At 56.4% G+C, this 12,655-nt stretch carries 11 protein-coding genes and 2 riboswitches; of the genes, 1 reads left to right on the top strand and 10 read right to left on the bottom strand.

Annotation, left to right across the window (positions count from 1 at the left end; genetic code table 11):
• Window positions 1–61: 61 nt before the first annotated feature.
• From UF64_RS03380 to gpmI, 10 genes are all read right to left on the bottom strand, one after another.
• Window positions 62–1,048, bottom strand: a complete 987-nt coding sequence (locus UF64_RS03380; RefSeq protein ID WP_044827187.1) for a squalene/phytoene synthase family protein — start codon at window positions 1,046–1,048, stop codon at window positions 62–64.
• A gap of 94 nt (window positions 1,049–1,142) precedes the next feature.
• The gene (locus tag UF64_RS20100; RefSeq protein WP_152630591.1) at window positions 1,143–1,679 is read right to left on the bottom strand and encodes a hypothetical protein; all 537 of its coding nucleotides are present in this window, start codon (window positions 1,677–1,679) and stop codon (window positions 1,143–1,145) included.
• 358 nt (window positions 1,680–2,037) lie between these two features.
• Complete coding sequence (locus tag UF64_RS03370) at window positions 2,038–2,883, bottom strand: alpha/beta fold hydrolase (RefSeq protein WP_044827185.1); 846 nt, start codon at window positions 2,881–2,883, stop codon at window positions 2,038–2,040.
• A 36-nt stretch (window positions 2,884–2,919) separates the two neighbouring features.
• Window positions 2,920–3,726, bottom strand: coding sequence for a methyltransferase domain-containing protein (locus tag UF64_RS03365; RefSeq protein WP_044827184.1), 807 nt, complete (start codon window positions 3,724–3,726; stop codon window positions 2,920–2,922).
• Between the two features lie 120 nt (window positions 3,727–3,846).
• A complete protein-coding gene (locus tag UF64_RS03360; protein ID WP_044827183.1) occupies window positions 3,847–4,035 on the bottom strand; it encodes a hypothetical protein in 189 nt (62 codons plus the stop codon).
• Between the two features lie 78 nt (window positions 4,036–4,113).
• On the bottom strand, window positions 4,114–4,659 hold the full coding sequence (locus tag UF64_RS03355) for an RNA pyrophosphohydrolase (protein ID WP_044827182.1): 546 nt from the start codon (window positions 4,657–4,659) through the stop codon (window positions 4,114–4,116).
• A 43-nt stretch (window positions 4,660–4,702) separates the two neighbouring features.
• Window positions 4,703–6,226 (bottom strand): divergent polysaccharide deacetylase family protein, encoded by a 1,524-nt coding sequence (locus UF64_RS03350; RefSeq protein WP_044827181.1) that lies wholly within the window; start codon window positions 6,224–6,226, stop codon window positions 4,703–4,705.
• Between the two features lie 58 nt (window positions 6,227–6,284).
• Window positions 6,285–7,586: a S41 family peptidase gene (locus tag UF64_RS03345; protein ID WP_052657436.1), complete on the bottom strand. Its 1,302-nt coding sequence runs from the start codon at window positions 7,584–7,586 to the stop codon at window positions 6,285–6,287.
• Window positions 7,583–8,932, bottom strand: coding sequence for a murein hydrolase activator EnvC (locus UF64_RS03340; protein ID WP_235284948.1), 1,350 nt, complete (start codon window positions 8,930–8,932; stop codon window positions 7,583–7,585). The genes UF64_RS03345 and UF64_RS03340 overlap by 4 nt, the downstream gene beginning before the upstream one ends.
• On the bottom strand, window positions 8,922–10,514 hold the full coding sequence (gene gpmI / locus UF64_RS03335) for a 2,3-bisphosphoglycerate-independent phosphoglycerate mutase (protein ID WP_044827178.1): 1,593 nt from the start codon (window positions 10,512–10,514) through the stop codon (window positions 8,922–8,924). Before gpmI ends, UF64_RS03340 begins: the two co-directional genes overlap by 11 nt.
• Before the next feature lie 272 nt (window positions 10,515–10,786).
• A riboswitch (glycine riboswitch) is annotated at window positions 10,787–10,892 on the top strand.
• Window positions 10,893–10,895: 3 nt separating this feature from the next.
• Window positions 10,896–11,018, top strand: a riboswitch (glycine riboswitch).
• A gap of 69 nt (window positions 11,019–11,087) precedes the next feature.
• Here gpmI and UF64_RS03330 point away from each other — a divergent pair.
• Window positions 11,088–12,527: an L-serine ammonia-lyase gene (locus tag UF64_RS03330; protein ID WP_044827177.1), complete on the top strand. Its 1,440-nt coding sequence runs from the start codon at window positions 11,088–11,090 to the stop codon at window positions 12,525–12,527.
• Window positions 12,528–12,655: the final 128 nt, after the last annotated feature.

The following is a 12,655-nucleotide window of genomic DNA, read 5'->3' as shown; positions in this document are numbered from 1 at the left end:
ACGACAAACCCCGCCAAACTGGCGGGGTTTTCTTTTGGCGGGTTCTGGAAGGCCCCGGACCCTAATCCTTTTTGACGTCGGGCAGGCTGTTTTGCGCGGTGCTTTGCATAATGGCATCGCGGTCCTTGAGGAACGCGGCGTAGCCATTTTCGGTCATCGCACCAGCCAGTTCGATATAGACGGTGAACAGGCGCGATAACGTATCGGCCTCATCCGTATCAAGCACCGACAGCAATTCGCTGGATTGGGCCTGACCGGTTTCAAAATGCTCCCAAGCGTGTTCGAGCAGGATTTTACCGAGGTAATCGAGATCATCATATTTGCCCTGACCGATGGCATTGCGGATCTCGCCAAGGGTGATGTCGGCGGCAATCAGCATTTCGGACGGGATGGTGACCAGGCGGTCCGGGCCTTTGATGTCTTCGGGCAGGTCGCGCAGGATGTGAATGATATAGCAAAAGATCGCCATATCGCGCGCGTGATAAAGCGGCGGGTTGGTCAGCGGCGAGGTATAGCCGATTTCCGGATCATGGCGGGCTGACAACAGATAGACAAAGATTGATGCCGGTGCAGCGGTCGCCCCTTCGCAATAGGCAATGAAATCGTCCCACTCATCCATTGGTTCTTCGGCGATGTCGCGATGAAGGGCATCGGCCAGTTCGATCCACGGATCGGCGGGAAGGTCGCTGCGGCCAAGGGTGAGGCGGAGCGCGTCATAAACCGCGCCGGTCAACGGGCCGCCTTCGGGCATCGGATTGTCCATATCGGCCTTGGCCGCCATGACCTGGGCCTGCCATTGATGAACGGTTTCAAGGATGGTTTCGCGCTCGGCGTCGCGCTGGGCATCGGGCAGTTCAAGGAAGCCGTCATCGACGATATCGTCAATCACGCGCATCGAGGCATAGGCAGCCAGAAAGAATCGTTGGCGTTCCGGGCTAAGACGCATGGCCGCGCGATAAAGATTGGCGTTTTTCGCCGCGGCCAGATCGTTACAGGCATCAAATGGTGCGCCAAGCACAGCATGTTCTGGTGGAAGCGAATGGCTCATACGCGTCTGAATGTCCCCTTGGGTTTCCTTGGATCAGGTTAATCGGTCCTGACCTCAGAAGCCAGTCATACAGGACTGCCCGGTCTGCGCAAGATCAGAATTCGATCCGGTACCGTGCGGTCAGCCCCAGCATGGCATCAATGCCATCAAGCAGACCGTCTTCCGAATTGCGGGGTGTCAGATCGCGCGAAACCGACCCATGCAGGCCGATCCAGATATCTTCAAGCGGCATGTAGGATAGCGACCCTGCAAGCCCGGCATCATGCGCATCACCCGTCCCGGAGCCGCTGAAACCTGATCGAATGCGGCGTTGGGCACCAAGCCTGTCGGTCTGGTAAATGCCGATATTGCCCGGCGTTGCAGCATCCAGATCCAGAAACGGACCGACCGTAAATCCAAGATCAGGGGATGGCGAATAGCCAAGCCCGATCTGCGCATTCATACCGCGATCCGTGCGCGGAACGCCGCCGAATTCAAGCCAGTATTGTGATGTGTTTTCGGGATCGCTTGGCGTGGGCGCAAGTGCAATGCCATAGCGTGACGAAGGGGTGAAGTCCTGGTCAAAGTCGTGCGGCACCGTTGATGAAATACCACCGGGGCCAAAGGCCGAGCCGCCCGGAATCAGTTGCATGCCAGGTTTTGTCGGCAGCGCATTTTCAATGGTTTGAGCCAATAGGGTGGGGTTCTGCGCCAGACCTGCGTAAAACAAGGTCGTCAAAAACGTCACGGTCCGGTGTCTTTTTAGCCAATCTAACCAATGCAGCTTTGTCATGTCGCCTGTTCCCACAGGTGATTGAACAACCACAAAATTCGAGGCAACAGCCAGACTGCGTCCCGTCCCGGACGCTTGAATGGTTTGATTTTGTCGGTCCCAACCAACAACCGCCAAACCCGTGCCGCGTTCTTGGCGCGCGGCAAACATCACCGGGTTTATGACGGACGGGGATTTCAGGCGTGACTTGACCCTGCATTTACCGGCGATTGGCCAGTCAGGATATGCTTTTGCTCAGAAAGTCCCGAATTGCGTCGACTTGCGCTTTATCATTTAAGTGGGGAGCGTGCCCGCAATTCGCCACTGCAAAAACCGGCATTTCCGGTTTTTTCTGTTTCATCTTCTCGACAATCGCCTTGGGAATAAGGTCGGATTGCTCGCCGCTGATCAGCATGACCGGGCAGGGCAGGGCTTCAAACTCGGCCCATGCATCAAAGTTATCAATATGTTCGGCAAAGACCCGCATGACTTCCGGGTCGTAATGCATCATGAAATTGCCATTCGGCAGACGGCGGACCGATCGCGAGGCCAAAAACGCCCAGGTGGCGTCATCAGCCACCCCGAAGGATGCATAAACAAGCCGGACGAGCTGTTCGACTTCGTCAATCGTTTGAAATTCCGGTGCCGCCCCGACATAGGATTTGATGCGTGCGACTGCATCGGGATCAAGTTCCGGGCCGATATCATTTAGCACCAGCCGTTCGATGCGTCCGGCGACCTCGGTTGTCGCATAAAGGCCAATAAGCCCGCCCATCGATGTCCCGATCCAGTCGCAGGTATCAATGTTGAAATGATCAAGCAGTTCAAACATCTGTGCGGCATAGAATGGCACGGTATATTCCGCATCCGGATCGCTGGCCCAGCCGGAAAAACCACGGCCAATCATCGATGGGCACAGCACATAATATTTGTCGGTGAAATGAGGCGCGACATGATCAAAGTCATCGGCCAGACGGGCAAGCCCATGCATCATCAAAAGCGGCCGATTGGCCGGATCGCCCCATGCCCTGACATGCACTTCATAGCCACAGCATTTGACGAAATGTTCGCGAAAATCGGCCATGGGGGGCTCCTTGTCAGGGATGTCTGGTTCGGATGATTACGTGGATTTTTTGCGCGCGATCATGAACAGGCGATTGAACGGAAACAGGGTACGTCCGTCATCGCGTGACGGATAGACCTGATTAAGGCGTTCCTTGTATTTCGCGGTGAATTTTTCGCGTGCCTCGTCATCGGGCAGGGCGTCCATGACCGGACGCAGAATGGTTGAGCTCGTCCAGTTATAGACGGCATCCGGACCGGTCAGGACATGGCAATATTGCGTCTGCCAAAGATCGACCTCGTCACAGACCGGGGCAAGAACATCGAAATAATCACCCGGGCGCATGATGCGGGCGGCATGCATGGCGGTGGCCACTTCCTTGCGCCAGTCCATGCCGGCTTCGCCGATTAGCTGGTGGCTGGGAGCCAGAAAATTGTTGGGCACCTGAATGGCGATCATGCCGCCCGGGCGGACATGTTCCAGAAGGTGCGGGAAAAGCTTTGAATGATCGGGAACCCAATGCAGCGCCGCATTGGAAAACAGCAAATCCACCGGTTCATCGGGCTGCCAGTCGGCAATGTTGGCCTTTTGCCAGGTGATGTTTTCAGGGCGCTTGCGCGCGGTTTCAAGCATCTCGTCAGATGAATCAACACCCGTGATGCGCGCGCCCTCGCCATCACTTGCACCATATGCGTCGACAAGCAAAGCGGTGACAGATCCCGGGCCGCAGCCAAGATCGACAATATGACGTGGGGAAAACCCGCTTGCCGGTTTGGGCAAACGTGAAATCAGATCAATGGCCGGTCGCAGGCGCTCATTGCCGAACAAACCGTAACGGGCAGGGTCCCAATGTGTATTGCTCATGGGGAAGTCTTATCGCGTTTCGGGAGTCGTTTGAAGCATTGAGAAGAGGCAGGCACAAAAAGATGCGCCCCAGACCAGAGGTTGGGGCGCAGCAAATAGACGTTACTTCAGAAACAGCAATCAGTGATCGGCTGCTTCGAGCTGGTCATAGTGGCCCTTGATCAGATGGAACATGAACAGCACGGCACCAATGAACACGGTCAAGCCGACGAAATAGGAATAACCGTCGTGCGAACCTGACGCGTAAAACAGGCCGAAAAGACCGACCACAATGGTCAGAACACCAAAGATCAACCGATCCATACCCATGCTGGAACTCCTCTAAGCCGAATGTCTGTTTATTAAATCTAGCGAAAACTCAGCAGCGATCAAGCCGCAAACGTCGTCTTATGCCCGACCCATTTCACGAATTCTTTGCGGTACATCATGAAATTCGGCTGCGATTTGCAAATAAACCGGTCTTTTGAACGGCACGATCAGATCGGGCAGGGTGGCAAAGTCGTTCCAGCGCCAACTGTCAAATTCCGGGTTTGGTACATCGATGTTGATGTGTTTGTCTTTGCCGGTAAAGCGCATGGCGAACCATTTCTGCTTCTGGCCGCGATACTTGCCCTTGAAAGCCTTGCCGACCAGATGTTCGGGCAAATCGTAGGTCAGCCAGTTTGGCGTTTCGGCAACGATTTCGGCCTTGTCGGTACCGATTTCTTCCTTGAGTTCGCGCAGGGCGGCTTCAATCGGGGTTTCGCCATCGTCAATCCCGCCCTGCGGTAATTGCCAGGCACCTTCAAACCCGAACCGGTTGCCCATCCAGACCAATCCGTCGGCATTAAAAAGCGCAATGCCAACGCACGGGCGATACGGAAGATCTTCAGCCGTGACTTTATCCGGGGTGCCGGTTTCCGTCTGTTTGGGTTTATCGGACTTCTTTGCCATGATTGCTCCTGACTGACAGGTCGGCTGGGCCGGTTACCTGTCGTTAGTTCTCGATTGTGTTGGCGGGTTCGGCTTCTTCTTCCTGGGCTGCTTGCTCAGCCATAGCTTCGCGTTCGCGTTGCTCGGCCTCCTGACGGGCGGCTTCAGCCTCGTCAGCGGATTGTGCCGCAACTTGCTTACTTGCGATCGCACTGACCGGGACCAGAACAACACCCTGACGACGCAGGCGGAAGGCCCAGTTGCGCAGGCGCTGGATCGTGACGGGATAGGATTGGGCAACCCCGACCGCAACCCCGTTGCGTTTGGCGATCTCGACCAGCTCGCTCAGGCGGCTATCGATCTGTCGGCGGCTTGGAACATCATCAATGATGACATTGCCGATTGCATTTGGTGTACCGGCATTTGCCGCCAACTGCGCGCCGTAGCTGGCAACCCCGCTGCCCGATCCTTCGACATACATAAGTCCCGTGCGTGAGATGAATTCGATCACCGGGCGAATGGCGCTATCAAGGCTGCCAAATTTCGATCCCTGACGGCTGACCATACCGGCATAGCCCGGGAAACGCGCCATCAGCCATTCCAGACGGACAAGGTTTTCACCCTCCGACAGCGACGTCAGAAGGGCGCGCGGGCCGGGGTCGGAAAGCGGGAAGTCAGCCGGTTCCATCGGAAGTTCAAGGAATACCTCATGGCCCATCGCGCGTGCATCGCGGGCAACGGTTTGCAGATCGCGGGCATAGGGCGAAATCGCCAGTGAAATGTTCAGCGGCAGATCATTGATCGCAGTTTCGGTGCGCTGATCATTCAGCCCCACACCGGTCAACATCACCGCAACAACCGGGGTGTCTTCGGGCAATTCAAACGGGCGCTTATAGGCATCAAACGGTGTCGTGCCGTCGTCGCCAATACGCGGAACGCGGCCAAAGCTGCCTTCTTCGTCAAGGCCGGGCAACGGGGCCGGGCGCAGGGGATCGGGTTCGATCGGCTCGTCAAGCGAACCTTCTTCCTCGATCAGGGCTGCGAGTTCTTCGGGGGTGGGTGCGCTATCGCCTGTGCCATCGGGCGCACCCGGTGTGCCGATCAGATCGGACACGCCATCAAGGTTGCCTGCGATATCTTCGGCAGACTGGCCTTCGCCATTTGCGCCGTTGGCGGCTTCCTGGGCTGCGCGGTCGCGATCCTGCACGTCCTGAACGCCACGCGCGATTTCTTCTTGCAACTCGCGCTCGGTCCCCGGAACCGTCATTGTGGTTTCCGGGCTGCCTTCATGGAACAGGCGCCAGCCGGTTTCAGGATCAAGTACCGGGATCATCGCAACTGCCGTCGCCCCGAAGGGCGAGAGGAACAGCGTGATGATCAGCAGTTTTGAAAGCCAGCTTCGGCGTGATTTTGGCCGCTTGGGCAGTTTCTTGAACTGGACTTCGATCGGCAGTTCGTTAAAGGGCAGGTCATCCAGATTGACGTCTTCTTCATCGTCGGCGTCAGTCATCCCCTCGCCAAGGTCGTCGGCCAGATCATCGGCCATGTCCCCGTCGATGTCGCCGTCCTTCTTCTTTCGGAACGGCAAGGAATTTAGGATTTTCCTGAACACGAACAGCTAGTCTTTCACGATGCCAGGCCCAACCTTACCCGTTCGGACGCGGGCCAAACAGGGAAATACCCCGGATCATGTCAAGCGCACGCGACAGCTGATAATCGTCGATCGCCAGCTGCTCGGCCTCGTCACGGCGGGAATTTGCATCCTGTTCCGCATCGGTGATGCCTTCGTCCTCGTTACGAAGCGCGCCGTTAAGGGATGCTTCCGAGCGACGGGTATCTGCCTCGATGCTTTCGACACGTGCCTGCGGGACGATGATGTCCGGCACAATGCCCACTTCCTGAATGGATTTGCCTGACGGCGTGTAATAACGCGCCGTGGTCAGGCGAAGGGCGACGTTGCCTGGCATCGGCAGGATGGTCTGAACCGATCCCTTGCCAAAGCTGCGCGTGCCCATGATGACCGCACGGCGGTGATCCTGAAGCGCGCCTGCGACAATTTCCGATGCCGAGGCAGAACCATCATTGATCAGAACGACCACAGGCAGGCCTTCGGCCAGATCACCGGTGCGTGCGTTATAGCGTTCGGTGTTCTGGGTGTCGCGCGGACGGGTCGAGACGATCTCGCCCTTATCAAGGAAGGCGTCGGAAACCGAGATCGCCTGATCCAGAAGGCCGCCCGGGTTGTTGCGCAGGTCAATCACCAGACCCTTGATTTCCGGGCCGATATCTTCGCGCATGTCGGCAATGGCGCGCTGCAGGCCGCTAAAGGTCTGTTCGTTGAATTTGGTGATGCGGATATAGCCGATGTCGTCTTTGGGTTCGGCGCGCACCGACTGGATCTTGATCACAGCACGGGTCAGGGTGACGTCAAACGGCGTCTGTTCGCCCTTGCGGATGATCGTCAGGACAATGTCGGTATTGACCTTGCCGCGCATCATTTCAACCGCATCATTAAGCGTCATGCCGCGAATGGCGGTGCCATCAATGTGGGTTATGAAGTCGCCCGGCTGCAGGCCGGCCTTTTCCGCCGGGGTGTCATAGATCGGCGCGATGACTTTGACAAAGCCGTCTTCCATCGTGACTTCGATGCCAAGACCGCCAAATTCACCGCGGGTATCGACCTGCATTTCCTCGAAATTATCCATGTTCAGATAGGAGGAATGAGGATCAAGCGATGTCAGCATGCCGTTGATGGCGGCTTCGATCAGTTGTTTGTCATCGACTTCTTCGACATATTTGCCTTTGACCTGTTCGAACACGTCGCCGAACAGATTAAGCAGGCGATAGGTCTCCGCCGAGGAGGTTGAAGATTGCGCCAAAACTGGCGACGCAAGGCCGAAAGTCATGCCGGTCGCGAGTGCGAGTACTGCCAATCGAGAGGTTTTCATCCACTTACCTTGCCGTTTTTCGAGGCCAGCCATGGAAGCGGATTTATTGCTTCCCCGTCCTGGCGCATCTCCAGATATAGTTTTGGCGAAGTTTCACCCATAATACCAACAGGTTCGCCCGCCAACAGATATTGTCCTACCACACTGTCCAGCCGATCAAAACCGGCGATAAGACTATGGTATCCTTCGCCGTGTTCGATAATCAAGAGTCGGCCGTATCCGCGGAAGGGCCCGGCAAAGACGACTTTGCCGTCAAAAGGTGAGACAACCTGCGCATTTGCGCGCGTGCTGATCTCAATTCCCTTGGATCGGTTTACGGTCAAACCGTCCGGACCGCGTGATTTCTCACCAAAAAGTGTAACCACTTTACCGCTGGCAGGCATCCTGAGGTTGCCTTGCGCGAGCGTAATTGAACTGCCAACGGCGAATTCTTCTTCGCTGGTGTTGGCGTCGCCACTGCTGCTGTTGCCCGTATCGGTTTTGCTTTCGGGCGGCGGTGGCGGGGTGTTTCTGGCAATTGTTGTCGCGCCAAGGGTATCTGCATCCGGTTCGGTGCGCGCAGCCACCCGGACTTCCGGGCGCATCCTTGGATTTGGCAGGCCTTCGGCGCGGTTTTGCAGATTGCGCAACAGCTCGCCCAGTGATTTGGCCTCATCGGCGAGCGCACTGACGGCCTTGGCGGCTTCTTCTGCTTCGGCCTCTGTTTGGGCGCGCAGACGGCGCTTTTCACCAAGCAAGGCGGCAAGGGAAGCGCGTTCCTGCTGCAGTTCTTCGGTGGCCGATGCCAAGTCGCTTCTGCGTTCTCGGATATCGTCACGCAGGGTGGCTATTTCGCCCAGTTCCTTGCGCAGATCACGCGCATGTTGCTCGACCCCGGGCAACGCGGCCTTGAGCAACACGGCAGAGCGCAGGGTATCCTGCGGCGATGTTGGCAGGGCAATGACGGCTTCGGGCGGTGTCGTGGAAAGGCGCTGCAGGGCCATCAGGATGCGGGCATATTGCCCAGCCTTGTCTTCTAGGCTGGTGGCAGCAATCTTTTCACGGGATTCAAGTGTTTCAAGCTGATCTTCGAGATCGGTCAGCGTGGTTTCAAGGCGCTGGGTCCGTCTGGCGACCGAAATTGCTTCGGACTGAAGGGCTTGTTCTTCGGCCCAGAGTTCGCGCGATTTGCGCGACAGGAACTCTTCCTGTTTTTGCTGCTCGGAAAGCTGGCTTTCGAGTTGATCAAGTTGCTGATCAACCTTTTGCAGCGATTGGGCAAAAGAAGGCGCTGCCCCGTTTGCAAGCAGCACCGCAAATGCGGTCATGGCAAACGGGGCGATCTTCGCAGCTGATTTAGCTCGCAAGAAGCGCGTCATTCTGTTTCAGGCCCTTAAGCAAGGGTTTTCCGGTCATCTCGGCCGGTTGCGGCACGCCCAGCAATTGCAGCAGGGTCGGTGCGACATCGGCCAGACGGCCATCTTCCAATGTTACCCCTTCCGGACCGTTAACAAGGATGGTCGGAACGAGATTAAGCGTATGTGCTGTGTGTGGTTCGCCGGTTTCGGGATCGACCATCACTTCGCAGTTGCCGTGATCTGCAGTGACAAAGGCAACGCCGCCGACCGATTTGATCGCGTCAATCACCTTGCCAAGGCAGGTATCGACCGCCTCGGCCGCCTTCATGGCCGCTTCAAGGATGCCGCTATGGCCGACCATGTCCGGGTTGGCAAAGTTGAGGATAATGGTGTCGTATTTTTCCGACTTGATGGCTGCAACCAGCTTTTCGGTCACTTCCGGTGCGGACATTTCCGGCTGCAGGTCATAGGTAGCGACCTTTGGCGATGCGACCAGAATACGGTCTTCGCCTTCAAATACCTGTTCTTCGCCGCCGTTAAAGAAGAACGACACATGCGGGTATTTTTCGGTTTCGGCGATGCGGAGCTGTTTCATGCCGGCTTTGGAAACCACCTCGCCAAAGATATTTGGCAGGGTCTGCGGCGGATAGATCGCATCCATGTATTTCGCATGTTCGGACGAATATTCGACCATGCCGGCCTGAACAGCGAACTTCACCGGGGTGCCACGATCAAAGCCGTCAAATTCGGGCGCACAGAGGGCGGCGAGAATTTCACGTGCACGGTCGGCACGGAAATTGGTCATCAGAAGACCATCGCCATCCTTCATACCGGCATAGTCGCCAATCACGGTCGGCAGAACGAATTCGTCGGTGGTATCAGATGCATAGGCATTTGCAATCGCGGCTTCGGCACTTTCGGCGGTGCGGCCATCGGCGTAGTTCGTGCCCTGAACCATGGCGAAATAGGCCTCGCTGACACGTTCCCAACGGTTGTCGCGATCCATCGCGTAATAACGGCCGGTGACGGTTGCGATTTCAACATTGGCATCGCCAAGAAGGGCGCGGAATTTTTCAAGGAATTTGGCGGCACTTTTCGGCGGCGTGTCGCGGCCATCAAGATAGGCGTGGATTTTCACAGGGACACCAGCACCGGCAACGATTTTGGCAAGGGCGGCCATATGCGCCTGATGGGAATGTACCCCGCCTTCGGACAGAAGACCTGCAATGTGGCAAACGCCCTTGGAATCGGAAAGTTTGGCGATGATCTTTTTGACGGTGTCGGTTTCGCCGATGGTGCCGGTTTTGACGGCTTCATCAATTTTCGGCAGTTCCTGCATGACGACGCGGCCAGCGCCCAAGTTCATGTGACCGACTTCCGAGTTACCCATCTGACCTTCGGGCAGGCCAACATCCAGACCGCAGGCCTTTAGGAACCCGGTCGGATTATTGGCGTAAAGGTCATCCCAGACAGGCGTGTTGGCAAGCGCAACAGCGTTGTTCTTGCTTTCTTCGCGATAACCCCAGCCGTCCAGAATGCACAGCACCACAGGGCGCGGGCGCTTTACGGAATTCGATACAGTCACGTTCATAACCCCACAGATAAAGGAAAAGGCTGAATGTCCCGTAAATATGGTGACTTAGGGGATATTTCGCCATCAATCCCGCCATGCGAACAGGGTGGGCGAACCTTCGCGCATGACAGGTACATGAATTACACGGGCAATTTAGCACGATTACCGGTGCTTAACAGCATCCCGCACAGAAAATTTTGCAGATGCAAACCAGTTCTTTTGACAGTGTCTAAAGACACAGATAGTGTTCAATCTGACGGTGAACCTCAGAGGTGGCAGAAATGCCATTTCGCACCGTGACGGGAGAGTTCGGATATCGCGCGATTTGCATGATATCCGGCGCCGAAGGAGCAATGCCTCATAAACACTCTCAGGCAGATGGACCGTCACGGATAGAGGCTCTGGAGAGAGAAACCAATAAGCGTCAGGGAGAAGGCGCATAAAGGTTTCCACCGAAGGATGAACGCCATTTGGCCGATCTTGATCGGGCACTGACGGATAATCTCAGGTCAAGGGACAGAGGGGGCAAAAGCACCGGTTCGTAAACAGCGCGAAAACAAGCGCTTTATTGAGCCGTGAAGGAGGCCCTTGATGACTGCTCCCGCGACCGATCCCTCTTCGGGATCGCAAAATAATTCCCAACATGACGTCAACCTGTCGGTTGTCGACCTTTACACCATTGGTATTGGTCCATCGAGTTCGCATACGGTTGGTCCGATGCGCGCGGGATATCGTTTCTGCCTTGAGCTTGAGGCGCGCAATCTTTTGCAAAATACCAGCAGTGTGGTTGTGGATCTTTATGGATCACTTGCCCTGACCGGCAAGGGGCACGCCACCGATACGGCCGTCATCATGGGCCTGAATGGCAAGCGCCCGCGTAACATTGATCCCGATGATATCGTGCCGACCGTGGCCGCAATCGATGAAACCAGTCTGTTGCAGCTTTATGGCCAGTATCCGGTGGCGTTCAACCGCGATACCAATCTGGTGTTTCATTTTACCGAAACCCTGCCGCAGCATCCCAACGGCATGCGGATTACCGCCTTTGACCGCGATGGCATGAAAATTCACACCCAGGAATATTTCTCGGTCGGGGGTGGCTTTATTGTATCCAGCGACGATCATGGTGCGGAATATTCCGGTGATAACATCACCCTGCCATTTCCGTTCTCCTCGGCCGATGAACTCATGGAAATCTGCAAGCGCGAAGGCCGCTCCATTGCCGAAATCATGATGGAAAACGAGCAAAGCTGGCGGAGCCCGGAAGAAACCATCGCCTTTGTCGATCGCGTGCATGACGCGATGATGAGCTGCATTGACCGCGGCATTAAAGCCGAGGGCATTTTGCCAGGTGGGCTGAACGTCAAACGCCGGGCATCAAACCTTTACAAGGAACTGACCGGAAAGCCCGAAGCGGGCCTGCGTGATCCGCTGACCGTGATTGACTGGGTTAATCTTTATGCGCTTGCCGTGAATGAAGAAAACGCGGCCGGTGGGCGGGTTGTTACCGCGCCGACCAACGGGGCCGCGGGTGTTATTCCGGCGGTTCTGCGTTATTACGAAAAGTTCGGCGCCAACGCCAATCAGCACAATATCCGTGAATTCCTTCTGACCGCAGCGGCCATCGGGTCGATCTATAAAAAGCGTGCCTCGATCTCGGCCGCTGAAGTTGGTTGTCAGGGGGAGGTCGGGGTGGCCTGTTCGATGGCGGCCGGCGCGCTGTGTGCGGTTCTGGGCGGCACGCCCGAGCAAGTTGAAAACGCCGCCGAGATCGGCATGGAACACAACCTTGGCCTGACCTGCGATCCGATTGGGGGGCTTGTGCAGGTGCCGTGTATCGAGCGCAACACCATGGGTGCAGTCAAGGCGATCAATGCCGCGCGTCTGGCGCTCCGCGGTGACGGGCAGCATACCGTGTCGCTCGACAAGGTGATCGAGACCATGCGCCAGACGGGACTCGACATGCAAAGCAAGTACAAGGAAACCAGTCAGGGCGGCCTTGCGGTCAATGTCAACGTGGTTGAGTGCTGATCCCACTTCTTAAGAATAGGGCAGAAAACCGGGTTTTTTGACGCATTCGGTGTCAATGACCCGGTTTGCTGCGTTTGATTCTTGCGACTTGCGGTTGGTGTTTTGCTATGATTTGCCGATTAAAAATA

Source organism: Thalassospira sp. HJ (genome assembly GCF_000948415.1).
In the GTDB taxonomy this organism is placed as follows: Bacteria; Pseudomonadota; Alphaproteobacteria; order Rhodospirillales; family Thalassospiraceae; genus Thalassospira.
The sequence above is the reverse complement of the archived record's forward strand: the minus strand, read 5'-3'. Positions and strand labels throughout refer to the sequence as shown.